Annotated in this window: 17 protein-coding genes and 2 pseudogenes; 8 read left to right on the plus strand and 11 right to left on the minus strand. The window is 60.1% G+C overall.

Translation table 11 applies throughout. The annotated features are described in order from the left end of the window. Positions 1-21: 21 nt before the first annotated feature. On the minus strand, positions 22-903 hold the full coding sequence (locus tag M2394_RS00380) for a hypothetical protein (RefSeq protein WP_176997497.1): 882 nt from the start codon (positions 901-903) through the stop codon (positions 22-24). A 105-nt stretch (positions 904-1,008) separates the two neighbouring features. Between M2394_RS00380 and M2394_RS00385 the strand changes: the two genes are divergently transcribed. After that, a complete protein-coding gene (locus M2394_RS00385; RefSeq protein WP_178923427.1) occupies positions 1,009-1,923 on the plus strand; it encodes a LysR family transcriptional regulator in 915 nt (304 codons plus the stop codon). On the opposite strand, the gene M2394_RS00390 is transcribed toward M2394_RS00385, so the two are convergent. Continuing rightward, positions 1,861-3,093, minus strand: a complete 1,233-nt coding sequence (locus M2394_RS00390; RefSeq protein ID WP_259171225.1) for an MFS transporter — start codon at positions 3,091-3,093, stop codon at positions 1,861-1,863. The genes M2394_RS00385 and M2394_RS00390 overlap by 63 nt on opposite strands. Before the next feature lie 298 nt (positions 3,094-3,391). On the opposite strand from M2394_RS00390, the gene M2394_RS00395 reads away from it, so the two are divergent. Beyond that, a complete protein-coding gene (locus M2394_RS00395; RefSeq protein WP_176997494.1) occupies positions 3,392-4,324 on the plus strand; it encodes a LysR substrate-binding domain-containing protein in 933 nt (310 codons plus the stop codon). Between the two features lie 227 nt (positions 4,325-4,551). On the opposite strand, the gene M2394_RS00400 is transcribed toward M2394_RS00395, so the two are convergent. Together M2394_RS00400 and M2394_RS00405 are read right to left on the minus strand one after the other, a co-directional pair. Further along, the gene (locus M2394_RS00400) at positions 4,552-5,856 is read right to left on the minus strand and encodes an ATP-binding protein (RefSeq protein WP_259171226.1); all 1,305 of its coding nucleotides are present in this window, start codon (positions 5,854-5,856) and stop codon (positions 4,552-4,554) included. After that, the gene (locus tag M2394_RS00405) at positions 5,853-6,593 is read right to left on the minus strand and encodes a response regulator (RefSeq protein WP_176997492.1); all 741 of its coding nucleotides are present in this window, start codon (positions 6,591-6,593) and stop codon (positions 5,853-5,855) included. The genes M2394_RS00400 and M2394_RS00405 overlap by 4 nt, the downstream gene beginning before the upstream one ends. A 263-nt stretch (positions 6,594-6,856) precedes the next feature. On the opposite strand from M2394_RS00405, the pseudogene M2394_RS00410 reads away from it, so the two are divergent. Then, positions 6,857-7,357: pseudogene (locus M2394_RS00410) on the plus strand (thioredoxin family protein); the annotation flags it as partial. A 193-nt stretch (positions 7,358-7,550) separates the two neighbouring features. Beyond that, positions 7,551-8,630, plus strand: coding sequence for a sigma-54-dependent Fis family transcriptional regulator (locus M2394_RS00415; RefSeq protein WP_178923515.1), 1,080 nt, complete (start codon positions 7,551-7,553; stop codon positions 8,628-8,630). Here M2394_RS00415 and M2394_RS00420 read toward each other — a convergent pair. Then, positions 8,608-10,020 carry a PLP-dependent aminotransferase family protein gene (locus M2394_RS00420; protein ID WP_259171227.1) on the minus strand — a complete coding sequence of 471 codons (1,413 nt, stop codon included), beginning with the start codon at positions 10,018-10,020 and terminating at the stop codon, positions 8,608-8,610. The genes M2394_RS00415 and M2394_RS00420 overlap by 23 nt on opposite strands. A gap of 123 nt (positions 10,021-10,143) precedes the next feature. Between M2394_RS00420 and M2394_RS00425 the strand changes: the two genes are divergently transcribed. The 3 genes from M2394_RS00425 to M2394_RS00435 all read left to right on the plus strand — a co-directional run bounded on the left by M2394_RS00425 (position 10,144) and on the right by M2394_RS00435 (position 13,190). Further along, entirely contained in the window at positions 10,144-10,776 is a 633-nt protein-coding gene (locus tag M2394_RS00425; RefSeq protein WP_259171228.1) for a LysE family translocator, read from the plus strand. A gap of 78 nt (positions 10,777-10,854) precedes the next feature. Continuing rightward, positions 10,855-11,913, plus strand: a complete 1,059-nt coding sequence (locus M2394_RS00430; protein WP_259171229.1) for a diguanylate cyclase — start codon at positions 10,855-10,857, stop codon at positions 11,911-11,913. 47 nt (positions 11,914-11,960) lie between these two features. Next, positions 11,961-13,190, plus strand: a complete 1,230-nt coding sequence (locus M2394_RS00435; RefSeq protein WP_259171230.1) for a M20/M25/M40 family metallo-hydrolase — start codon at positions 11,961-11,963, stop codon at positions 13,188-13,190. Positions 13,191-13,358: 168 nt separating this feature from the next. On the opposite strand, the gene M2394_RS00440 is transcribed toward M2394_RS00435, so the two are convergent. After that, positions 13,359-13,775, minus strand: a complete 417-nt coding sequence (locus M2394_RS00440) for a hypothetical protein (RefSeq protein ID WP_259171231.1) — start codon at positions 13,773-13,775, stop codon at positions 13,359-13,361. A 72-nt stretch (positions 13,776-13,847) separates the two neighbouring features. Then, positions 13,848-14,222, minus strand: coding sequence for a hypothetical protein (locus M2394_RS00445; protein ID WP_259171232.1), 375 nt, complete (start codon positions 14,220-14,222; stop codon positions 13,848-13,850). A 6-nt stretch (positions 14,223-14,228) separates the two neighbouring features. Between M2394_RS00445 and M2394_RS00450 the strand changes: the two are divergent. Beyond that, positions 14,229-14,723, plus strand: a pseudogene (locus M2394_RS00450) (M20/M25/M40 family metallo-hydrolase); the annotation flags it as partial. A 93-nt stretch (positions 14,724-14,816) separates the two neighbouring features. On the opposite strand, the gene M2394_RS00455 reads toward M2394_RS00450, so the two are convergent. From M2394_RS00455 to M2394_RS00470, 4 genes are all read right to left on the minus strand, one after another. Beyond that, positions 14,817-15,467 (minus strand): hypothetical protein, encoded by a 651-nt coding sequence (locus M2394_RS00455; protein ID WP_259171233.1) that lies wholly within the window; start codon positions 15,465-15,467, stop codon positions 14,817-14,819. A 2-nt stretch (positions 15,468-15,469) separates the two neighbouring features. Further along, positions 15,470-20,113: an RHS repeat-associated core domain-containing protein gene (locus tag M2394_RS00460; protein WP_259171698.1), complete on the minus strand. Its 4,644-nt coding sequence runs from the start codon at positions 20,111-20,113 to the stop codon at positions 15,470-15,472. A 134-nt stretch (positions 20,114-20,247) separates the two neighbouring features. Continuing rightward, on the minus strand, positions 20,248-23,331 hold the full coding sequence (locus M2394_RS00465) for an efflux RND transporter permease subunit (protein ID WP_259171234.1): 3,084 nt from the start codon (positions 23,329-23,331) through the stop codon (positions 20,248-20,250). 2 nt (positions 23,332-23,333) lie between these two features. Beyond that, positions 23,334-24,440, minus strand: coding sequence for an efflux RND transporter periplasmic adaptor subunit (locus tag M2394_RS00470; RefSeq protein ID WP_259171235.1), 1,107 nt, complete (start codon positions 24,438-24,440; stop codon positions 23,334-23,336). Positions 24,441-24,468: the final 28 nt, after the last annotated feature.

The raw sequence follows: 24,468 nt of genomic DNA on the forward strand, positions 1-24,468 counted from the left end.
AGTTTTTTGGGGAGAGGCGAATCAGTCGAGCAACTGGTCGCTGCGCACCAGGTTGCGTTCGGCTTGCAGGTGGGCTTCGGACAGGCGTCCGTAAAGCTGCTTGGTGCGCTGGGCGCGGCCGATGATCCCGGGCTTTTCCGAGTAGGCGAAGATCGCCGTGTTGCGCTCGGTGGCGCCTTGCACGCGGGTAACGCGGTGCACCGAGAAACGCCCCTTGAAGATCTGCAGGTCGCCGGGGTTCAGCTCCAGCTCCTGCACCCGCGAGCGGTCTTCACCGCGTACCACCTGGCCGACTGCACCGAGGTTTTCCTGGCTGCGCGAGCGGATCATCGGCGCGTATTCGAACAGGCCGCCGGCCTCGGGCTTCTGGGTCATCATGCTGACGATGAATTCGTTGGTGTCGAAGTGCCAAGGCTGTTCGGTGCCTTCGGGCATCACGTTGATCACCAGCCCGGCGAAAGGGTCGGCGTATTCGAAAATCTCCGGTTCGTCGAGGCAGGCGCCGATAAAGCGCTTCATCATCGGCGACACGTACAGGCGGTGGATGATCGCGTCGGGGGCGATCATGTCGCGGGTCACAAAGCCGCTGGTGCGCTCCATGAATGTGCGGCGCGGGTCATCCTGGGGCAGGGAAGTGTCGTCTTCGGTGAAGTAGGCGTTGACCTTTCGCACCGAGAAGAAGGTTTTGTCCGACAGCGCCAGGCCTTCCAGACGCGCCTGTTCCAGCGCTTCGGGGCGCAGGAAGTTCTTCAGCAGGCAGCAGCCGTCTTCGGCCAGTTCGGCGCGGGCATGTTCGATCAATGCCTGTAATTGAACATGGCCCGAATCATGTATGGGATACAGCTCGGTATTAATGATGTCGCTGATATCACCGGTTTCGGCATCGGCAAGTTTAAGACTCATACACGGCTCCTGAATGAGGTGGTTGTGTTGAGTTGATAGTTGCGTAAATGAGTTTTAAGGGGAAATTACAAGTTGTGATCGAATCCATCGGCAGGGGCGATAGTTATGTCAGGCGAATTGGATGGCAGTTTACTTAAAGTGTTTGTGGCAATTATCGAATGCCAGGGTTTTTCGGCCGCGGCCGAGCGTTTGCACAAGACCCAGTCGACGGTCAGCCAGAGCCTGCAGCGCCTGGAAGAGATCGTCGGCACGCCGCTGATCCGCCGCACCAGCCGCTCCATCGGGCTGACCCCCGGCGGGGAAACCTTCCTGATCTACGCGCGGCAGATCCTCAAGCTGCACGGCGAGGCGGTCAGCGCGGCGCAATTGCCCAATGAACAGGTGTGCATCCACCTGGGCATGCCGGAGGACTACGCCGACTATTGCCTGGGCGGCATGCTCAAGGACTTCCAGGCACAGTTCGCCCAGGTGCGCCCGGACATCTGCTGTGAAATGTCCACGGCGCTGGTCAGCCGCCTGAATCGCGGTGAGCTGGATCTGGTGCTGGGGGTGGAGCACGCCGGCCTGCAACCCGGTGAATACCTGTGTGATGAGCCGTTGGTGTGGGTGGCGGCGCCGAGCTGGAGCTGCGTGGGGCGCCAGTCGGTGCCGCTGGCGGTTTACGCCGAGGGCTGTGCGTTTCGGGCGAATGCCGTGCAGGCGCTGGCCAGGGCCGGGCGCTCATGGCAGGTGGTTTACACCAGCCAGAGCCCGCGCGGCATTGCAATTGCCATCGAGCAAGGCTTGTCGGTCGGGGTGATGGCGCGGCGGCTGGTGCCGACGGGCTGGCAGATCCTGGATGAGCGCCAGGGCTTCCCGCCGATTGCGCCGGCGCGCCTGATGTACTGGCGCCCGGCCGGATGCCAGGTGCCGGAGGTCGAGGCGTTGGTGGAGATCCTGCAGCGCCAGTTGGGGCGCTCAGGGTATGGGGGCCGGCAGCGTCACGGCGAACTGTCGATGGGCCATGCGCTTGAGCATTAGCAGGCAGGCCAGCACCCAGCCGGCGATCCAGGCGTGCACCACGGCAAACTCGCCGCTGGCTTGCAGCAGCCAGCCGCACAAACCATTGGCCGTGGCGCTGGCCAGGCCATAGCTGACCATGCTCAGGCTCACCACTTGCAGGCTTTGCACCGGGTTGAGGCGAGCGCTGAGGTAGGCCGCCATCAAGCCCCAGGACGGGAAGTAGAACAGCGCGAACAGCCCGGCCGCGAGCCAGCTCAGCAGCAGGCTGGGGTGCCATAACAGGCCCAGCATGGCCAGGCCGAAGGCGCCGATGCTCAGCGCCAACACGCGCAGTGCGCCCCAGCGATCGGCCAACGCTCCGAGCAACAAGCCGCCTGCGGCGCCGCCGAGGCCGATCAGCGTCCACATCGAACCCGTCACCGCCGTGCTGGCGTGCAGGCGGTCGCTGACAAACGCCGACAGGAAATTCAGAAACGGCCCACTGATGGCGCCGATAAACCCGCTGAGCAACACGATCTGCTTGGCCACGGGGTGTTCCAGGCACAGGCGCAGCCACTGTTTCAGCACCTGGTTGAAGGCCGGCGCTTCAACGGTGCGGGGTGCCTGCTCGGTATGCGGGGCCAATGCCCACAGAGTCAGCAGCGTGACCAACAGCGTCAGGCCGGCACAGATCAACCAGAACTGGCGCAACGACAGGCCCTGCAACAGCGCGATCAACACGCCGTTCAAGCAGATCGCGAAGGCGGCCCCCGAAGAGGCCAGCCCCAGCACACGGCTGCGGTGCGTGGCCGGGATGACCTCGCGCGCCAGTGCCGCAATAGCGTTCCAGTTCGACACCGCGCACGCCGACACCAGTGCCAGGCACGCCGCGAACGGCACCACCCAGGGCGTGGCGACGGCCAACGCCAGCAGCGCGGGGCTTAGCAGCATAGTCAGGCGCACCATGTTGCGCGGGCTGACCCAGGCCGCCGCAATGCCGCTGGCGATGGAGGCGCCCATGTAGAACAGCTGCAACAACGCGGCTATCAACGCGGCCTGGCTGTAGCTGAGTTCAAATACCTGGCGGATCTGCGGCAATAACGCCGAATAAAGAAAAATACTGAAACCGTGGGTGGTGGCGTTGCAGGCGGTAAATATCAGTGCCAGCAGGCCAATACTTCGCCGCGGTGAAACAAGTGTGTTCGACATGGCGAGGGCCCGATTTAATAAACGGCGAATAATGCTGAGTTAGTTGCAAGGCAGACTAACTTTTGTGGCGCGTCGGCGACCAATGCTTAATTGTCTTAGTGTGCATGCGTAATACGCGTGCTATTTATGCGTGAGCGACGAAATACGCTGAAAAACGACATAGAGGGCGTTCGCCGGTTTTTTCATCGTCGGCAGAGGGTGCTACCGCTGGCCCAATACAAAAAGGTATGTTGTGTGCGAATTTTCCCGCGTTGTCGTGGGATTTTGTTTCCTTGTCAGCCGCTGTCGAGTGCCCTCCATGAAACGCAAAATGCCCGGTCTCAATGCTCTCAAAGCCTTCGAAGTGGCCGGCAGTACCGGCAGCTTCACCCGGGCTGCCGAGCTGTTGAACGTGACCCAGAGCGCGGTCAGTCGCCAGGTACGGCAGTTGGAAGAACAGTTGGGCGAGCACCTGCTGGAGCGCCGTCATCACCACTTGGAGCTGACCAGCGCCGGGCGCGTATTGTTGCGGGCGCTGCACCAGTCGTTCGACAAGATCGAGCTGACGGTGCGCAGCATCCAGCAGAAAACCCACTCCAACCGCCTGCATGTGAATGCACCGCCGACCTTCACCAGCCGCTGGCTGATGCCGCGTCTGGGGCGGTTGCGCGAGGCCCATCCTGAGCTGGAGCTGAGCATCACCACCTGTTTGCAGGACAGCCTGGCGCAGACCAGCACCCTGGATTGCGCCATTCGTTTCGGCAATGGCGAATGGGATGGCCTGGACAGTTCGCTGCTGGTGCAAGAGCGACATATCGCGGTGTGCGCGCCGTCGTTGTACGCCCGTGAATGCAGCGATGGGGTGGACCTTAATCGCATGACCCTGCTGCACGTGTTGGCCAGCGAGGACCAGCGATACCTCACCTGGAAACACTGGCTCGACGCGGCGCGCATTCATGGCGTGGACACCCAGGGTGGCTATGAGTTCGACCTGCTGGACCTGGCCATTCGGGCGGCTACCGATGGGCTGGGCATCACCATTGCCGACTGGCACATGGTGGCGGCGGAGTTGGCGTCGGGGCAGTTGACCCAGGTGATGAACGTGCACGTGGAAGGGCATCAGTCTTACTGGCTGGTGACGCGGCCCGAGCAAACGGACCTGCCGCAACTGCAGGTGTTCAGCCAGTGGTTGCAGGAAGAAATCTGGTTGGCGCAGCGCCAGTTGCAACCGTCCACCGCCGCAAGCGCCTGACCGCCCACAGAACCCTGTAGGAGCCGGCTTGCCGGCGATCCAGGCGCCTTGGTTTTTCAGGTACACCGCGTTGATCCCATCGCAGGCAAGCCAGCTCCCACATTCGGCCGCATTTCAACAGATGGACCCGGTCATCTGTGGGAGCTGCCGAGCCTTAGCGAGGCTTCGAAGGCGGTGGTTCAGGCGACATCACTATTAGCTGTGCCGCCGTTTTCGCAGGCAGGCGCCTACAGATTGATCTTGATCTGCGCACACAGCCCGCCGCCCGGGCGGTTGCTCAAGGTCAGCGAGCCGCCAATCGCCACGGCCAGTTGCTGGGCAATCGCCAGCCCCAGCCCGGTACCGCCGGTGCCGCGGTTGCGTGAGCTCTCTACCCGGTAGAACGGCTGCATCACTTGCTGCAGCTCGTCCTCGGCAATGCCGGGGCCGTTGTCGAGCACCTTGATCGACAACTCGCCACTTGCCGTCGAACCCACTTCCAGTTGTGCAGAACCGGCGAACTTCAAGGCGTTGTCCACCAGGTTCACCAGCACTCGGCGCAGGGCGTGGGGGCGAGTGTCGAGCACCACTGCGCTCTTGCCGGTGAGACTGACCTGCTTGTTCATGTCCTGGTAGTCGAACACCAGGCTGTCGAGGAAGGCGTCAAGGTTGATGCGGTGACTGGCTTCGGTGGCACCGTGCACGCTGCGTGCATAGGCTACGCCTTCGCGCACCAGGTGCTCCATTTCCCCCAGGTCGCTCCACAGTTTGTCGCGGTCGACCGAGTCTTCCATGAACTCGGCGCGCAGCTTCATGCGGGTGATCGGGGTTTGCAGGTCATGGGAAATCGCCGCGAGGATCTGCATGCGCTCCTTGAGGTATTCGGCAATGCGCTTTTGCATTTCGTTGAACGCCACCGCTGCGTGAGCCACTTCGGTGGGGCCTTTTTCGTCCAGGGGCGCGGGGTGGGCGTTGGGGTCGAGGGTTTCCACGGCACGCGCCAGGCGCGTCAGGGGGCGGATCGCCAGGCGCACGGCAATCCAGGTGCAGCCCAGCAACAACGCCAGTTGCAGGATGAGCACCACCGGCAACCAGTAGGCCACGGGCTGGGCGGCGGGGCGCACGTCGAGGGTGATCGGGTTGCCATCGGCCAGGGTCAGGTGCGCCTGGAAGTGCTTCTGGTTGCCGGGGATGTCACGAAAGGTCAGGGCATAGTGCTCACCCAGCGCATCGCTGATCGAGGTGGCCGCCATGGGGACATCATCGCTGCGCATCGGCTCGCCGGGTTCACCGGCGTTGAGCAGGTAACGGTAGTTCTGACGGTCCAGGCGCGGTAGCCAGCTGGCGCGTTCATTGGCGGGCAGGCGGTCGAGGATCGCCACCGAGGTGGCCACGTCATTTTCCAGGTTGCCCAACATCACCGTGCGCGCGCTGATGTAGCGTTCGTAGAACTGCGCGCTGAACGACAACCCGTGGGCGCACAGCAGGCTGATCAGGAAGATCAGCGACAACTGCGACGCCAGGGTACGTGGCCAGCCCCACTTGAACTTCATTGGTCGGCCCCGAGGATTTCCACGGGCAGGGAGAACACATAACCTTCGCTGCGCACGGTCTTGATGTAGGCCGGTTCCCGCGCATCATCCAACAGGCGCTGGCGCAGGCGGCTCACCAGCAGGTCGATTGAACGGTCGAACAGGTCGGCGTCGCGGCCCTGGGTGAGGTTGAGCAACTGGTCGCGGTTGAGCACGCGTTGCGGGTGATCGAGGAACACACGCAGCAGGCGGTATTCGGCGCCGCTCAGGGCCACCAGGGTGTCGTCTTCGTCGAGGAGGTGGCGGGCGGTGGTGTCCAGGCGCCAACGGCCAAAACGGATCAGCCGCCCGGTTTCGCTGACCACCAGGTTGGGCGGCAGCATCCGCGTGCGGCGCAACACGGCGTTGATGCGTGCCAGCAATTCGCGCGCGGCAAAGGGCTTGACCAGGTAATCGTCGGCGCCCATTTCCAGGCCGATGATGCGGTCGGTTTCGTCGTTGCGTGCAGTCAGCATCAGCACCGGCGTGGCCTTGTGCTTGCCCACCCGCAGCTCGCGACACAGCTGCAAGCCATCATCGCCGGGCATCATGATGTCGAGCACGATCAGGTCCACGGGGGTGGTGTCGAGGAAACTGCGCATCTGCCGGCCATCGGCGACCACGGTGGTGCGCATACCGTTTTTCTTCAGGTAATTACCCACCAGTTCGCGGATCTCCCGGTCGTCATCGACGATCAGGATGTGATCGACATGATCCATGCTGCCTTCCTCAATAAGTAGTCAATGGTGCGCAGTCTAGCCACTGCCTGTGGCCTTGCCTTGTGCCCTTTGTATTGCAGTGTATCTGGCGTCGGGGAGATACACGACGAGGCAAAAAAGCCGATACAGAGCAGGGTGTTCGACACATCCCCGATACCTCGGGCCGTTCAAATGGACGCCATCGAAGACCTGCCGAGGATGTTGTGATGTGCCAAACCCTGTATCGGCTGCTGGCCAGTTTCGCCCTGGCGGCAACCCTGTTCTACCTGTTGCCCAAGCCTGTGGATGCCGAACCCTTCAACCGGTCCGGCGAGCAGATGCCGTCCCTGGACGGCGCCGTGGCCTGGCTCAACTCGCCGCCGCTGACAGCCGAAGGCCTCAAGGGCAAGGTGGTGCTGGTGGACTTCTGGACCTATGACTGCATCAACTGCCAGCGCAGCCTGCCCTATGTGAACCAATGGGCTAGAAAATACGCCAAGGACGGGCTGGTGGTGATTGGCGTGCACACACCGGAACTGGCCCAGGAAAAAATCCTGGCCAACGTGCGCCGGCAGGTCAAGGCATTGGGCATCGAGTACCCGGTGGCCGTGGACACGCATTTCAGGATCTGGCACGCGTTCGACAATCAGGCGTGGCCGGCCCATTACTTCTTCGACGCGACCGGCAAAGTGCGCTACAGCCATTGGGGGGAAGGGCGGTACGAGGCGCAGGAGCAGGTGATCCAGGCCCTGCTCAAGGAAGCCAACGCCACCGCGCCGTTATAGGCGCTGGCTTGCCAGCGATGGCGCCCTAGAGAACACCCTTGCCCTCAAGGCTGATCGCCGGCAAGCCGGCTCCTACAAAGAGCGGCGGCAACCGTGTCGGTTATGTGCTAATGAATTTTAAGTATTTCTGGTTATATCTGGGGATGAGTACAGTTGCGCTTCATTCTCCATCCTCGCCGCCGGGAAATTGTTCATGAACCGTCCCCACGGGCAGCCCACGCCGATCCTGACTTTGCCCCAGGGCGAAAAAGACCCGTTGTCGATCCGCGCCAAGGCCCTGGTCTTTTCCGACCCACGCTCGTTGCAATTGCTCGACTACCTCAAGCGCGTCGGCCCGAGCGAAGCGCCGGTATTGATCAATGGCGAGACCGGCACCGGCAAGGAGCTGGTGGCGCGCTACATCCACAGCGCCAGTGGGCGCACCGGGGCGTTTGTGCCGGTGAACTGCGGCGCCATCAGCGAAACCCTCGCCGAGAGCGAATTCTTCGGGCATGAGGCCGGGGCGTTTTCCGGTGCGGTCGGCCGGCGCGGTGGCTGGTTCGAAGAGGCGGATGGCGGCACGCTGTTCCTCGATGAGATCGGCGACCTGCCGTTGCCCTTGCAGGTGAAGTTGCTGCGGGTGCTGCAGGAGCAGGAAGTGGTGCGGGTGGGCTCGCGCAAGCCGATCAAGATCGATATCCGCCTGGTGACCGCCACCAACATCGACCTGGAACAGGCCGTGGAAGCGGGTAATTTCCGCCTGGACCTGTTCTACCGCATCAATGTGGCCCAGGTGCAGGTGTTGCCCTTGCGTGAGCGGCCGCTGGATATCCTGCCGCTGGTGGAACACTTCCGTCGGCTGTACAGCGCCAAGCTGAAGATTGCCGAACCGATGTTGTCGGAATCCGCCACCCAGGCCCTGCTGGATTACCCGTGGCCGGGCAATATCCGTGAGCTGGAAAACGTGGTGCACCTGGCGCTGTTGGTGGCCGGCGACAAGCCGATCATGCCCAATCATCTCAAGTTTTCCGCCGGGCTCAGCGCGATGCACGCCAGTGTCAACAACGGCGCGCCGCGCATTCCCCAGGAGGTGATTCGCGAGCAACTGCTGCGCTTGTTCGAAGTACCAGGGGACACGCTGCTGCACGACATCGAAGACCTGATCGTGCGCGAGGCGTTCGGGTTCTGTGGCTTCAACCAACTGCGCACGGCAGACTTGCTGGGGATTACCCGCAATGCCATGCGCACCTTGCTGGTCAACCACGGCATGCTCAAAGGGCGCGCGAAGCCTTGAGCAACAGGGCTTCAAACACCTTTTGCATCGACGGCTCATCGCTGTGGGCCACGTTGAAGCGCATCGAATCGCGATGGGCCGGGTCGTAACCGAACAACACCCCCGGCGCCAGCACCAGGCCTTGCTTCAAGGCGTCCTGGGCCAATTGCTCGCCGTTCACCCCTTGGGGCAGGCGCGCCCAGATGAACATCCCGCCTTCATACGCCATCGGCAGCTCGCACCCACAGCGCTTGAGCCATTGCTCGACGCGTCCACCGGCCTCCAGTAACCGCTGGACCATGCGCTTGCGGTGCTTGGCGTAGCTGCCTTCGCTGAGCATGCGGTACACGATCTGCTCGAACAGCTCCGACGTAATGCCGCCGCTCATCAGCTTCATGTTGGTCAGGTTGGCCGCCAGTTGCGGTGCGGCCACCACGTAGCTCACCCGCGCGTTGGCGCTGAGGACCTTGGAGAAACCTGACAGGTAGGTGACCTGGTCCAGACCGGCGAGGGCGGCCAGACGCGGGGGAGGGTTGGGGTGCAGGTCGCCGTAGAGGTCATCCTCGACGATATGGCACTGATACTGCCGGGTCAGCTGCAGCAGGCGAAACGCCTGGCTGGGGCTGAAGGAGTGGCCGGTGGGGTTGTGCAGCACGCCGGTGGTCAGGTACAGCCTGGGGCGATGTTCGGCCAATAGTTGTTCGAGGGCAGCGAAGTCGAAGCCGTCGGGGCGACGCTCGATGGTCACCACCTTGACCCCATGCAGGGCCAGGTTGGCGTGGAAGTTGAAATAGCACGGCGCGTCCAGCAGCACCGTGTCGCCGGGGCGGGCGAGTAGGCGCATCAGCATGTCCAGGCCCTGCACGGTGTTGGGGGTGGTGATGATCTGTTCCACCGGCACCGACAAGCCTTCAGCGTGCAGCTTCTGTTGCAAGGCCTGGCGCAACGGCAGCAGCCCGGCCGGCGTGCCCAGCCCGGCGATGCGCAACGACGGCGCGCGCACCACGCTGCGCATGGCCTGGCGGATGGCCTCGCTGTCGAGCCAGTCTTCCGGCAGGTGGCCGCCCCCGGGTCGCAGTTCGGCGCCGACGGTGGCCAGGGGGCGACGCAACACGCTGAGCAAATCCTGGGGCAGCAGGTCGACCCAGTTCGCGCTGCTCGGGCGCACGGTGTCCATCGCCACAAAGTAGCCACGGCCCTGGCTGGACGTGAGCAGGGTACGCCCGCGCAACCGGTCCAGCGCCTCGTTGAGGGTGAACTTGCTCACGCCCAGAACCTGAGTCAGTTCACGCACCGACGGCAACTTGCTGCCCGGGGCCCATTCGCCGCTTTCGATGGCCTGGCTGAACGCCTCGACGATCTGCTGCACTTTCGGTGTGCCCGGCGCAAAGGTGATGGCGGATACCAACATAAACCTTCCTTGTGTTTGCCGGTGATTTTACCGGTAAAGTTCGGCTGGATTAGGCCTGACTTTACCTGCCTTGTGCAATGCCGATTGCCTAGACTGCGCGCTCTCTCCCTCAGGTCTATGGTCATGACAAGCGCGTTAACCCTGTCCTCGTTTCTCTACTTCCTACTGTTCTGCGCGACCATGACCTTCAGCCCCGGTCCCATGACCCTGATGTTGTTGAGCCTGGGCCTGCGCGACGGCTTGCGCAGTTCGATCCCGGCGCAGATCGGGGCAAGTGTGTCGTACCTCATCTCGATCCTGATCTTTGCCGTGGGCTTTTCCGAGCTGATCCGGGGTTATCCGGCGATTACCCAGGTCATCCAGGTGGTGGGCGTGGCGTACATCCTGCACCTGGCGTACAAACAGTGGACCAGCGGCGGCATCGCGATCGACCGGATTGGCCATGTGGAGGCCGCGCGCAGCCGGTTCGGCAAAGGGCTACTGACCGGTTTTTCCAACCCCAAGACCCTCATCATGTTCAGCGCAGTGTTCCCTCAGTTCGCGGGGAGTGGCGGGCACAGCTCCATGCTCGACATTGCGATCCTCGGGCTGACGTTCCTGGTGCTGCAGTTCATCAGTGGCTGCCTGTATTGCTATTTCGGCCAGCGCATCCAGCACGTGCTGGAAAACCCTCAACGGCAGAAAATGCTGCAACGGGCGACGGCCGTGCTGCTGGTGGGGGTGGCGCTGATGCTGGCCCGTGGTTTCACCCATTGATCGGGCTTATGAGCGGTAGTGGCGATTTGACGCTCCGCTGATAGACTCCAGGCATTCATCAAGGATCACACCCTCACCATGACGGCTGCCGGAGGAAATGGACTTCCGCTCGCTTCACGGTTGTACAAGTCGCGCACACTGGGGCTGACGCTCGGTTTTGTGTGCGTGGCGTTTGGCATGTACCCGTTGCATCCACCGGCCTGGGTCTGGGTGTGGATGGTGATCAACGCCTTTGTCTGGCCACACTTGGCGTTCCGCATGTCCCTGCGGGCTGCCCATGCGTTGCGCAGCGAGCGACGCAATTTATTGTTCGATTCGTTTTGCGGCGGGTTCTGGGTGGGGGCGATGCACTTCAACCCGCTGCCAAGCGTGACGACCCTGTCGATGATGACCATGAACAACGTCGCCATCGGCGGGCCGCGCTTCATGCTCGCCGGGTGGGTGGCACAGGCGTTGGGGATTGGTACATCGTTGCTGCTCTTTACTCCGGCTTTCGTCGCCGTCACCACTTCGGCACAGCTCTATGCGTGCCTGCCGATCCTGATGTTGTATCCCCTGGCGCTGGGCTGGATCTGCTACCGTCAGGCCGTGACCCTGGCGCGGCACAAACGCGAACTGCTGGCCCTGAGCCGTACCGACAGCCTGTCGGGCCTGCTCAACCATGGCGCGTGGAAAGACCACCTGGAAATCGAATTCCAACGCTGCCGTCGCGGCCCGGCGGGCGCTGCGATTGCCTTGATCGACATCGATCACTTCAAGGTCATCAATGACACCTACGGCCACGTGACCGGCGACATCGTGCTGCGCCAGCTCAGTAAGGTACTGCGCCAGAACTTGCGCGCCACCGACCTGGCCGGGCGTTACGGCGGTGACGAATTTTGTGTGATCCTGCCGGATATGGCGCTCACCCGTGCCACTGAAGTGATGGACGCCTTGCGTGATCGTTTCAACGCGTTGGCCTACGCCCAAGACCCGACGTTGCGCGTGAGTTTGAGCATCGGCCTGGCGCCCTACCAAGCGACTCACGCCGACTCCACCAGTTGGCTCAACGATGCCGACCAGGCGTTGTACGAAGCCAAGAGCAGCGGGCGCAACCGAGTCAGTTCGGTACAGGGGAGTTGGTTACGCTCGGTTTAGTGGGGTAGGGTGTTGCGGCACCTCATCACAAAAACAAGGATCGGTTCATGCTCTTCACCTTCTCCCGTACCCTGCTGGCCGCCACCCTGGCGTTGTCCTTTGTCGTGCCAGCCTACAGCGCCGAACCCCACAAACAGATCCAGGCACAGGCCGAGCAATACAAGCCCGACGCCCTGAAACTGCTGGAACGCCTGGTGAACATCGACTCCGGTTCTGGCTACGAGCCAGGCCTGACCCAAGTGCGTGACATTGCCGTCGACGAGTTGAAACAACTGGGTTTTTCCATTGAGCTGGTGCCGGACAAAGCCGCCAACAACAGCCATGTGATCGCCACCCTCAAAGGCACCGGCAAAGCCAAGATCCTGCTCATGGCCCACATGGACACTGTGTTCAAGGAAGGCTCGGCCGCCGAGCGCCCCTTCCACATCAAGGACGGTCGCGCCTACGGCCCCGGCGTGATGGATGACAAGGGCGGCATCGTCGCCGGCATCTACGCGCTCAAAGTGCTCAAGGACCAGGGCTTCAAGGACTACGCCCAAATCACCTTCCTGCTCGACGCCAGCGAAGAAACCGGCTCTGACACCGCCTCCGACCTCATCCGCAAAACCGCCAAGGGCCACGACGTGACCCTCAACCTCGAACCCGGCCGCCCCGCCGATGGTTTGGTGGTGTGGCGCAAAGGCAGTGCGACGGCGGTGGTCGAAGTCAAAGGCAAGGCCGCTCACGCCGGCGTCGCGCCAGAGCTGGGCCGTAACGCCGCGATGGAAGCTGCCCACCAGATCTTGCAGCTGGGCAAGCTGGGGGATGAAGAGAAGAAAACCACCATCAACTTTACCGTGCTCAAGGCGGGCGACCGCGTCAACGTGATCCCAGACCAGGCCACCGCCAAGGCCGACGTGCGCGCGGCGCTGCCGGAAGAATTCGATCGGATCGAGAAAGACCTGGCGCGGGTATCGGCCAACAAGTTAATCCCGGAAACCGAAGTGAAGACCTCGTTGCAGCGCGGCCTGCCGCCAATGCCACAGACGCCGGAATCGGACAAGCTCGTTGCGATCGCCCAGGGGATCTATGGCGAGTTGGGCAAGAAACTCACGGTTGAAGGCAGCGGCGGTGCGGCGGACGCGAGCCTGTCGGCCGGGGTCGGGACGCCGACGTTGGACGGGTTCGGGATTGTGGGCGGCAACATCCATACGCCTGAGGAATACGCGGAAGTGGAAAGCGTAGCGCCACGTATCTACCTGCTGAGCCGGATGATCATGGAGCTGAGCAAACGCTAGTCCTTGTAGTGAGCAGGCTTGCCCTGCGCTGGGCTGCGAAGCAGCCCAAATCCAGCCGAGGCGAATCTGCCTGAAGAAATGCGGCGTCTGGGTTGGGGCTGCTTTGCAGCCCGGCGCGAGCAAGCTCGCTCACTACAGGGGTGTGGATTACGTTTGCTGGTGTGGGGGTTACCACGTTGATGGGTCTTCGACGCTGGCTTTGTGGAGGTCATCTTTCCAGACCTCATGGGCGAGTCGGTAGATATCGGCGAAGAAGCCTCGCGGGTCGATGATTTCTGTTTCATTCCAAGCCATAATTTTATATTCGTCGTGATCGTTTTTAAATTCTTTCGAAAAGTCAAAGTTCAGATTGTCGAGTGCGTTTTTCAGAGCAGACATCAACACGAAGCGATGTCTGTATGACAGGTACATAAGATCTTTTAAAACAAAATAAATGATAATTTTGTCTCTGTCTTTTTGGGTGTTAGGGTCGTATTTCCATAGTTTTTTTCCAACTGTTTCCTCAAGGTCGTATATCGATAGCGCCCCTAGTATGTGCGAAATGCTGGGAGTATATGGAGCTTTCATGAAGGGGTATTTCAGCATTGGATACTCATATGAGAGGGTAGCAAGTGATCGAGTTAGGATGCTTATGTAAGACTTGAAAGGTTTAATTTTTTATTTGATTGTCCTTGATTGATTTTTTTTTGCCTCGCTGCTGTAGCGCTTGAGGCTTTCAAGCAGTACTTTCATGAATTGTCTTTTGTTCGTTATTTCATCTTCAAAGTATGTGTCGAATAGATAAAAGACGGCCTCAAAGTCATCGCCTTTTGAAAGGTATAGCTCAATGGTATCTATAAACCATATCTGTTCATCCTCTCTGTATGAGAGGAATTCAGGTCTTGTCAATATATTAAAAAGCTCTGCAAGCTCAGTTTCACTATTGACGTTTTTTGAAATTATGATCTCTTCTCGTTCTAAATTTTTCGTGTTTTCCGTGCAGTATGTGAACAAAAGACCTTGGAGTATTTTGAGGTTTGGTTTGTTTTTCATCTATCGATCCTGCAGTTGGGCAAGCTGGGGGATGAAGAGAAGAAAACCACCATCAACTTCACCGTGCTCAAGGCGGGTGACCGGGTTAATGTGATCCCTGATCAAATCACTGCCAAGACTGACGTGCGTGCGGCGTTGCCGGAAGAATTTGACCGTATCGAGAAAGACCTGGCGCGGGTATCGGCCAACAAGTTGATCCCGGAACCCGAAGTGAAGACCTCGTTGCAGCACGGCCTGCCGCCGATGCCACAGACGCCGGAGTCGGACAAGCTCGTTGCGATTGCCCAGGGGATCTATGGCGATTTGGGCAAGAAACTCACGGTTGAAGGCAGCGGCGGTGCGGCGGACGCGAGCCTGTCGGCCGGGGTCGGGACGCCGACGTTGGACGGGTTCGGGATTGTGGGCGGCAACATCCATACGCCTGAGGAATACGCGGAAGTGGAAAGCGTAGCGCCACGTATCTACCTGCTGAGCCGGATGATTATGGAGTTGAGTAAGTAATGATTTGAATTGGGGCTCATCCATTTAATCTTGATGAGCCTATTCAGTATTCTATTTGCATGCAGGATGGACTTTGGCCTTAGATTGGCGTGATTATGATTTTTGTGTGCCATTTATATAGTGATGGATATCTGAAGTGTTTATTTCATTAAAGTGGTTTTTTGCTTGCTCTAGGATTATTTTGTTTTCAGACGTGGTCTGGTAGATAAGCTGAGCTGCGGCGTGCGTTTCTGTATCGTAAAACCTGCATAATAATATGCTGGCTTGAGATTCTAAGAGTATACTGATATTTTGGGGCGTAATGCGGCTTTCAAGTACTGTCATGTTTGACCAGAGTTCTTCTATTGAGGTCTCTGTTTTTTGAATAACTAGAATAGTGTCATGTGAACCTTCCAATGCTAAATTCTCTATTTCCCATGGATTGCTTGGCATGATCTTGATTATGGAATAAATATTATTGTTTTCATTTTTTTTACATAGGTCTCCGTTTTTTAGTGTTTTGGCTATGTCTTTTTTAAACAAGTACTCTTCTGTTAATGAGTTGAATTCGGAGTTTGTTGATGAGTACCACTGTCTTTTAATGGGCCAGTCTTTTGATAGCGTACCCATCAAAGTGCACCACGCCCCCCAGACGCTGGTAAAGTCGTGATCTACTAGGGTTGTAGTAGTGAATTTTGCGTCGGACATTGGATGTGGGCTTTCCCATGGCCTTATTCCAAATTCATTTATATATACTGTTCTCATTTTTATCTCTCGAAATAAGTGTGGGAGTCATCGCCGATTTTCAAGGGGGTTTTTATTTGGTTCACTGTGTTTTTTGTGTTGAAGTGGGGGCCGTGATTTCCTTGCTTATGTCCCAGTGAATGTTCATAAATTGTAGTGAGGTGATTTTTTTTCAAGCTGAACACATACACTCGGCCCAAAATATAATGATCTTGATCATAAATGGACGTCCGATAAGCCTTTATCGGCTGAGTGCTATGCGGTATGCCTCCAATTTCTTTTGCTCTTCTAAAAGCTTCTTTTCTTGATAACCTGGAATCAGAGCCTTTGGGTGGCTCTACGTCTCCTTCATTTATTTTAGTGCTTTTCGACGGGTCTTCGAAACGATGCTTCGGCTTACAGCCATCTCCTCCAGGACATGTGCTTAAACCCAGCGGATCCACCCACCCCGTAGGATTCGGCACGTACCGGTACGCATTGATCCCACCCGCCAGCTTCACCGGGTCCGGCGTCAGGTAACGACCAATATCCGGATTGTAGTAGCGATGGCGGTTGTAGTGCAGCCCGCTTTCCTGATCGAAGTACTGGCCCTGAAAACGCAGCGGGTTGTCGATTTTTCCGACGTCCAGGCGGCTGATTTCGCCGTAGGCGCGGTAGTGAGCGGACCAGACGATTTCACCGTTGGGAGCTGTGAGTTCTTGCGGGGTGCCCAGGTGGTCGAGTTGGTAGTGGTAGGGCTTGGTTTGTTTGGGACCAAAGCCTTCCAGTAAGGCCAGTGGTCGGAAGCTATCCGGTTCGTAGAGGTAACTGCGGTGCCGATCCTTGTGATGCTCGGCAATCAGCTTGTCGCCTTGCCAAAAGAACTCGGTCGTTATCGCATCAACGGTTTTGCTGATCCGTCGCCCGAACGGATCGTAGCAATAGCTAGCCACCCGTCCGTTGGGTTGGGTGATACCAATCAGCCGATGCTGACAGTCATAACGGTACTCGGTGACTAGCGCGTGCCCGCGCCCACGCCGCTCACGGATCAGGTTGCCGAACGCGTCATAGTCATAATGTCGATCCCCCTGAATCATCAGCCGGTTACCAGCCACGATGTCCGGGCCGGGGCGGTTTTGCATGAGCAGGTTGCCGGCCGGGTCGTGGGCGAAGCGTTCTTGCAGGTCCTGGGAGTGGTCGGCGCGGGTGAGGCGGTTCAGTGGGTCGTGGGTGTAGTCGTGCTGGCCTTTGCGGGTATCGAGCAGGCGGGTGAGGTTGCCGGATTTGTCGTAGGTGTAGTGGCGTGCGTAGAGGTGGTGTTCCTGCTGGGTGACGGTGTGGGCGTGCAGGCGTTGTTGGTCGTCGTAGTGGTAGTGGCTGAGGAGCTGGCCTTGTTGGCGCTGGTGTTCCTGGCCGGCTTTGAACAGGTGGGAGGTGAGCACTTCACCATTGAGTTCGACGGTGGCGAGGTGGCCGCCTTTGGCGTGATTAAAAACAACGCGGTTGTTGTCGGGCAGGCGCAGGTTTTGCAACTGGCCGCAGGCGTCGTAGCCGTAGCGCAAGGTGCCCCAGCCTTGGTGTTCAGCGGTGAGGCGGTTTTGGCTGTCGTATTCGTAGGCTAAAGCCCAGTGACCGTCCTCGACGCCTAGGAGGTTGCCCTGGCGGTCGTAGGTGTAGTCGACGGTTTTGCCGTCGGGGAGGGTTTTTCTTACGAGGCGCCCGGCATGATCGCGTTCGTAGCGGGTAACCAGCTGACTGCCATCATCCCCGTGTTCGGTCTTTTCCTGCAGGTTGCCGTTGAGGTCGTAGACGTAAGCCGTGCGCTGACCGTCAAACCCTATTTCCTGCTGGATCAGGCCATTGGGGTGGTACTGCAACCCATAGATCTCGCCGACTTCGTTTTCGATCTCAGTCAGCAACAACCGCGCATTGTCGTAGCGATACTTGACCTGGGTGCCGTCGGAATTAATACGGCGGCTGATCAGATGCAGCCCATCGGCATACTCGTAACGGGTAACGCGGCCTAACTCATCCCGCTCAGATGTGATTTTTCCATAAGGGTTGTAGCTGTATTCCCTACAAGCGCCCCCCGGCAACACCACCCGAACCAGTCGCCCTACGCTGTCCCACTGATACTGGGTCAGCGCGCCATGTTCATCCTCCCGCGCCACCTGACGGCCAAGGTCGTCATAGCGATACCGCTTGATCCCACCCTCCGGCAGATGCTCCTCAAGCAACTGCCCCCGCTCATTCCACACCAGCCGCTGACAACTGTTATCCGAAAACCAAACCCCCGTCAGTTGCCCATATTTGTTGTAGATGTAGTCGGTGCTATGGCCTTCAGGATCAATCCTGCGGGTGATATCGCCCCTGTCATTTCGCTCATATTTCCAGACCGCCTGACCACGCCTTACAACCCGTACGAATCCGTTGTCATGCTCGTAGGACGTCGGCTCATCGTCCCCCGGAAACAGCGCCACCAAACGCCCAGCTTCGTCGTATTGATAGGCCGTGATCGCGCCCAGCGGATCCTGTTCAACCGTCAGCCGGCCTTTGTCATCGTAGGATTTGAAGTGCTCAGCGCCGTCCGGATCAATGCGTTGCACCAACCGCGCACGCCCGTCATGCACATAGACTTCCTGGCTACCATCGGCGTTAAACACCGTGACCTGGCCGTTGTCATCCCAGGCATAGCGGGTGTCCATCTGCGAAAAGCTGGCCCAGTGCCGGACGCAGCGCGCCGCCTTGCCAGACCTTTCCCACTCCCAGAAGAAACTCGCCCCACCGGCCAACTGGCGTTCAAGAATGACGTGCTGATCGTCGTAGCGATAAACCTCGCTTTCACCGACGGCGTTGGTCGCACTGATAAGCCGGCCAAGATCGTCATAGGCGTAGGAAACAACGGTGTACTCGGTGACCCAGACAAACTCACCCGGCCCTTCAGCCCGGTGAATTTGGTAGTCCACGCCAACAATGCGGCCCGACGAATAGCGCAAAAACAACGACCGCCCGACGCCGTTATCCACTCGCTCAATCCGCCCCCTGAAGTCCCGAGAGATACGCAGCCGGTTGTCATACGCATCGCTGATCGCTGTCAGAAAACCATTAACGAAATGGTAGAAGCGCGAGCCTTGCGCCAGCACTAATTCATCCGGCAACACCCCCAGATAAATCGCTGCTTCGGCCAAGCTGTTGGTGATCGCAGGGCGGGCGGAGGAGGGCAGTGGAAACTCAGTCGAGCGGTTCTCATGATCGGTCCACACCACCGAATCACCGGAAACCTCCAGCCGGTGCGCCAGCGCATGACTCCAACCAAACCCCAACCCGCAATCCACTTCCACGGCGCTGGTGCGGTACAACCGCGTCCACTCGAACGGCAATATCCCATCCAAAGTGCCATCGGTGAGGGTGAGCAATTCCTCGCCGGTAACCATCGACACCGGGCAGCCGTTCTTGCACGTAGTCGCCGAACACGTCGCCGCATCACCGTTCTGGTTCTTCCCTGACGCCGGCACGTCATCGACCTGTTCCTGCCTGACCAGCACCGTACGCTGTGCAGCCTTTTCCCGAACTACCGGCACCGGGTTTGAAACCAGGTGATTCCCAGCCTTCAACGGCACAGCCGGGATCATCTTGATCGGCGTTGCAGGCCCCCCAAGCAATAAGGGTCTAACCACCTCGACATGTGCGTCCAAACGGGGCCCTACAAGCTGCTCCGCCAACATCTCCAGCCATTTACGCACTCGGCCGGACTTGATATGCCCCAGCACCTGAACCCCGAGGCGCACCGTTACACCCATGCCTGCCGTTGCCCGAATCAGCAACAGGCTTATCAGGATCTCGCCGGTGATTTCGCCCATCACCTCGTTCATTTCCTGCGGTGGCAACATCCGAATCCAGCTGGATATCGCCGACACATAAATGAACAACAGCGGCTCGTCATTGAGCACCAGCAAACCCTTGGCAATGGATTCACTGCCCAGCTTCAGCAGTTCATCTAGTTCGGCTTGCGACAGGTAGTGCAGCAGCTTTTCACTGTTGGGCTTTATATCGGCCAGCAAGTCGAACAGCTGGGTGAGGTTGTCCCAAAGGCTGTACAACGCCTTGCCCATGCCACTCAGAAACGCTGTCTCCAGCATCCGGCGTCGGTCAAGCGGGGTGGCGTCGGTATAGTCTTTCCACTGGGTTTCGAAGGTGCTTTTCCAGGCTTCACGCAAACGCGTTTCCAACCCTTCGATCACAGTCTGGTAAGACGCATACAGCGCCTTGACGTGGTCCTTGGAAACGTTGGGATAAAAGGTGACCTGGTAACGTTGATCGCGGGTGCAATCCTTGACTTCAAGAATGCCGCTGGGGCCGATGGTGCGATGAAGGGGAGGGCCGATTGGGCTGCCATCCGGGGCGATGGCTTGGAGCATCACGGGTGTGTTGCCGATTGGCACGAACTGGGTGCTTTCAAACAGGTGCACCAGCGTCAGCGAACCCTGTGCGTCGCACATGCCGACGGTGGGACTTGGTGCTTTAGAGGAGATCGGCGCGACCAGCGCTACTTCATCGCCGACCTTGAAGACCTGTTCGACTTCCAGCGCTGAAAAGCTCCAAAAGCTTTCCGCCCAGTCATCAAACGTGTTCAGGCATTCCCGGAAATCGCGAAAGACGGCTTCGACATCGACCGTCTTCACGTCCATTGGGGTCAGGGCGAGCCTGCCAATGGCCGGGTTCAAGAAACAGCTCCAACAACAAGAAAATCCATCTGCAATCCTTCGCACTGTGTGATCAGGCGAAGGACTTTGCAGTGGTTTTCAGGCGTTTTCTGTAGAGCTTATCCGGCGGTCACGTGCGAGGTTTCAACAGCATTCGTACGCTTTCGGCCCAGCACCAAACTGCACAGCGCCGGCAGGAACAACAGCGTCAACACCGTGCCCACCAGCACCCCGCCGATCAGCACATACGCCAGCGACGACCAGAACACCGACAGCGTCAGCGGAATGAACGCCAGCGCCGCCGCCAGCGCGGTCAATATCACTGGCCTTGCACGGCGCACCGTGGCTTCGATGATCGCCTCGCGAATGGCCATGCCGTGTTCCTCGTTCTGGCGGATCTGGTCGGTGAAGATCAGCGTGTTGCGCATCAAAATACCGCCAATGCCGATCAACCCCAGGATGGCGTTGAAGCCGAACGGCTGGTTGAACAGCAACAAGGTCGGCACCGCACCGATCAGCCCCAGCGGGGCGGTGGCGAAGACCATGAACATCACGCCGAACGAGCGCACCTGGAACATGATCACCGTCAGGGTCAGCAGGATCATAATCGGGAACAGCGCCGCCAGGGCGACGTTGGCCTTGGCGCTTTCTTCCACGGGGCCGCCGATGTCGATCTGGTAACCAGCCGGCAGTTTGGCGATCAGCGGTTGCAGGTCTTTGTAGGCGGCCATTTCCACGTCGGGCGGTTGCACGCCGTCGATGATGTCGGCGCGTACTTCCACCGTGGTCGCGCGGTTGCGGCGCTTGAGGATGGGTTCCTCCATCACCGCCTGGAAATGCCCGACCTGGGCCAGCGGTACCGAGGTGCCGGCGCTGTTGGTAAGGGTCATGTTGTTGAGGTTACCCAGGTTCTCCCGTTGGTTGCCCTGAGCACGGGCCACTACGGAAACGGTGCGGTTACCCTCGCGCACTTCGGTGATCGGGTTGCCGCTGAGCAGCGCATTGAGCTGCGACTTGACCTCATTGGGCGTGAAACCCAACAGGCGCAGGCGGTCCTGATCCAGCACCAGGCGATAACCGCTGGTGCGCTCGCCCCAATCGAGGAAGACGTCCTTGGTCAGCTTGTTGGCCGCAACGACTTTGCGCACCTCTTCAGACAGGCCGCGCAGTACATCCACGTTCGGCCCGGAGACGCGGAACACCACCGGGAACGGCACTGGCGGGCCGAACAGCAGTTGGGTCACGCGCACCCGTGCCGATGGAAATTCACCCGCCGCGATGCGTTCACGCATGCGCACTTTCAAGGCGTCTCGGGCATGGGAGTCCGGGGTCTGCACAATCAGCTTGGCAAAGGCCGGGTCGGGCAGCTCGGGGTTCAGCGACAGGAAAAAGCGTGGCGCGCCGCCGCCCACATAAGTGTCCACCAAGCTGGTTTGCGGTTCTTCCAACAGGGCTTTTTCCAGTTGCGCCGCCACCGTCTCGGTGCTTTTGAACGCACTGCCAGGCGGCATGTACACCTCCAGGATCAGCTCGGAGCGGTCGGAGTTGGGGAAAAACTGCTTCTTCACCACGCCCATGCCCAGCCCGCACAGCACAAACGCGGCCACCACCAATCCAGTGACCAGCCAACGGCCGCGCACGCAGGCTTCCACCAGGCTGCGCAGCTTCTGGTAGTAGCGCCCGGCATAGATCGCGTCGTGGCCACCGGGCACGGGTTTGATCTGTGGCAGCAATTTCACGCCGAGGTAGGGCGTGAACACCACCGCCACCAACCAGGACGAAATCAGCGCAAAGCCGACGATCCAGAAGATATTGCCGGCATATTCCCCGGCGCCCGAGCGGGCAAAGCCCACGGGCAGGAAACCGATGATCGTGACCAGCGTGCCGGTGAGCATCGGCGCCGCGGTGGAACTCCAGGCAAAGGTCGCGGCATGAATCCGGTCGAAGCCTTCTTCGAGTTTCACCACCATCATTTCGATGGCGATGATCGCGTCGTCCACCAGCAAACCCAGGGAAATGATCAGCGCGCCCAGGGTAATACGGTCGAACTCGCGCCCGGTGAGCAGCATGATCACGAACACCACCGACAAGGTCAGCGGCACCGCTGCGGCCACCACCAAGCCCACACGAAACCCCAAGGCCAGCAGGCTGATAACCATTACCACGGCCAGGGCGACGAAGAACTTGAGCATGAATTCATTCACCGCCAGGCTGATGTTCTTCGCCTGGTCGGACACCTTGGCGAAGTTCACGCCCAGGGGCAGGTCGGCCTGGATTTTGGCTTCCTGGGCCTTGAGGCTCTTGTCCAGTTCGAGGCCGTTCCAGTGCTTCTCCATGATCACCCCGAGCATCAACGCCGGGTCGCCCTGATGGCGAATCCGATAGCTGGGTGGGTCCTCATAACCTCGGCTCACGCTGGCCACATCGGCGATGCGTAGCAGACGGCCGTTGACTTCCAGCGGCACGTTTTCAATCAGCGCCAGGCTGTCAAAGGCGCCGTCGATGCGGATGTAGGCGCGGGCGCCGGCGGTTTCCACGAAGCCTGAAGGGGCCACGGCATTCTGGGCGGCGAGGGCGGCGAAGATCTGGTCGGGCTTGATGCCCAGGGTTGCCAAACGCTCATAAGAGAACTCGACAAAGATGCGCTGCGCTTGCTCGCCGAGGATATTGACCTTCTTCACTCCCGGCAGGTTGAGGAACCCCTGGCGCAGGTCCTCGGCCATCTGCACCTGTTGCCGATGGGGCAGGTGCTCGGCTTCCAGGGCGTACAGGGCAAAGTACACGTCGGAATATTCATCGTTGAAGAACGGCCCGATCACGCCCTTGGGCAGTTTCGAGGCTTCATCGCTGAGCTTCTTGCGGGTCTGATAGAACAGGTCCTGGATTTCGCTGGGCCGCGTGGACTCCTTGTAGGTCATGCGCATCGAGACAAAGCCCGGTTGGGCGATGGTCTCGACGCGGTCGTAGTAGTCCAGTTCCTGCAGGCGTTTTTCCAGGCGATCGGCCACTTGCTCCTGCATCTCCTGGGCGGTTGCCCCGGGCCAGGCGGCGGTGATGGTCATGACCTTGACGGTAAACGAGGGGTCTTCGGCGCGCCCCAGTTTGCCGAACGAGAAGATCCCGGCCGCGAGGATCGCGATGATCAGGAACAGCGTGACGGCGCGGTGCTTGACCGCCAGTTCCGAGAGGTTGATGCCGCGCATGCTCAGTGGTCCTGTTTACGGTTGAGGGCCAATTGCTGGGCCGGCAGCAGGCGCACGCTGTCGCCGTTGTGCAGCAGGTGCGCGCCGAGGGCGACGATGGTCTGGCCGGGGGCCACGCCGCTGTCGAGCAGGGCGTCCTCCTGGCCGAGACTGGCGACTTTCACCGGGGCGAAGGTGACCTTGTCGTCCACGCCGATCAGCCACACGCCGGTGCCTTGTCCCGCATCCTGCAATGCGCCGATGGGCACGCGGGTTTGCTGGGCCTGGCCGTTACCTTGCAGGCGTACGGTGATGGTGGAACCGAGGGCGAAGCGGTCGACGGCGCCGTGCAGTACGTAACGGGCGCGGTAGGTGCGGGTGGTGGGGTCGGCACTCGCAGACAGCTCGCGCAAGGTGGCGGTCACGGCCTGGTCCGGGGCGCCGAAGGGGAAGGCCAGGGCTTTCTGCGAAGCCTGGTCGCGGCTGTTTTCCGGCAGGTTGACGATGGCTTCACGGGCGCCGTCATGGGCCAGGCGCGCGACGATCTGCCCCTCGGCGACCACTTGGCCACGGTCGACCCGCACGTCGGTGATGATGCCGTCGCCGTCGGCCTTGAGGACGGAATAGGTGCGGCGATTTTCGATTTGGCTGGCGTCGGATTGCGCGGCGGCCAGTTCGGCTTCGGCCACCCGCAGGTTGGTCGCCGACTGATCGAAGATCTGCCGCGACACGGCGCCGGTGCTGGCCAGGCGCTGGTAGCGGTTTTCATCGTCGCGGCGTTGGCGCAACTGCGCCTGGGCGGCGCTGACGCGGTTCTTGGCCGAACGCAGGGCCAGTTCGAAGTCGCCGATGTCGAGCACCAGCAAGGTGTCGCCACGGGACACGTGCTGGCCCGGGTCTACCTTGCGTTCGATGACCTTGCCGCTGACCCGGAAGCCCAAATCGCTTTCCGTGCGCGCCGCCACCACGCCGGTGTAGGCGCTTTGCTGGGTGCCGGCGGCTTCGACATTGGCCGCCAATACCGGGCGGGGCAGGGGCACTTCGGCGGCGGTGTCGGCCTTGCTGTTGCAGCCGCTGAGGGTGATCAACAGGGCCAGGGGCGTGAGAAGACGCAGGGGGAGAAGGTTCATGACGGGCTCCGGGGGTAACCATTGGGCA

Origin of the sequence: Pseudomonas sp. BIGb0164 (genome assembly GCF_024810135.1) — a bacterium.
Classification (GTDB): domain Bacteria; phylum Pseudomonadota; class Gammaproteobacteria; order Pseudomonadales; family Pseudomonadaceae; genus Aquipseudomonas.

Bases quoted from the DNA above. Each gene is read 5' to 3' on its own strand.
- M2394_RS00405 (WP_176997492.1), bottom strand. From the start codon at position 6,593: ATGGATCATGTCGATCACATCCTGATCGTCGATGACGACCGGGAGATC.
- M2394_RS00445 (WP_259171232.1), bottom strand. From the start codon at position 14,222: ATGAAAAACAAACCAAACCTCAAAATACTCCAAGGTCTTTTGTTCACA.
- M2394_RS00460 (WP_259171698.1), bottom strand. From the start codon at position 20,113: ATGGACGTGAAGACGGTCGATGTCGAAGCCGTCTTTCGCGATTTCCGG.
- M2394_RS00465 (WP_259171234.1), bottom strand. From the start codon at position 23,331: ATGCGCGGCATCAACCTCTCGGAACTGGCGGTCAAGCACCGCGCCGTC.
- M2394_RS00415 (WP_178923515.1), top strand. From the start codon at position 7,551: ATGAACCGTCCCCACGGGCAGCCCACGCCGATCCTGACTTTGCCCCAG.
- M2394_RS00395 (WP_176997494.1), top strand. From the start codon at position 3,392: ATGAAACGCAAAATGCCCGGTCTCAATGCTCTCAAAGCCTTCGAAGTG.
- M2394_RS00380 (WP_176997497.1), bottom strand. From the start codon at position 903: ATGAGTCTTAAACTTGCCGATGCCGAAACCGGTGATATCAGCGACATC.
- M2394_RS00455 (WP_259171233.1), bottom strand. From the start codon at position 15,467: ATGAGAACAGTATATATAAATGAATTTGGAATAAGGCCATGGGAAAGC.
- M2394_RS00470 (WP_259171235.1), bottom strand. From the start codon at position 24,440: ATGAACCTTCTCCCCCTGCGTCTTCTCACGCCCCTGGCCCTGTTGATC.
- M2394_RS00430 (WP_259171229.1), top strand. From the start codon at position 10,855: ATGACGGCTGCCGGAGGAAATGGACTTCCGCTCGCTTCACGGTTGTAC.
- M2394_RS00440 (WP_259171231.1), bottom strand. From the start codon at position 13,775: ATGCTGAAATACCCCTTCATGAAAGCTCCATATACTCCCAGCATTTCG.
- M2394_RS00435 (WP_259171230.1), top strand. From the start codon at position 11,961: ATGCTCTTCACCTTCTCCCGTACCCTGCTGGCCGCCACCCTGGCGTTG.
- M2394_RS00425 (WP_259171228.1), top strand. From the start codon at position 10,144: ATGACAAGCGCGTTAACCCTGTCCTCGTTTCTCTACTTCCTACTGTTC.
- M2394_RS00390 (WP_259171225.1), bottom strand. From the start codon at position 3,093: ATGTCGAACACACTTGTTTCACCGCGGCGAAGTATTGGCCTGCTGGCA.
- M2394_RS00420 (WP_259171227.1), bottom strand. From the start codon at position 10,020: ATGTTGGTATCCGCCATCACCTTTGCGCCGGGCACACCGAAAGTGCAG.
- M2394_RS00385 (WP_178923427.1), top strand. From the start codon at position 1,009: ATGTCAGGCGAATTGGATGGCAGTTTACTTAAAGTGTTTGTGGCAATT.
- M2394_RS00400 (WP_259171226.1), bottom strand. From the start codon at position 5,856: ATGAAGTTCAAGTGGGGCTGGCCACGTACCCTGGCGTCGCAGTTGTCG.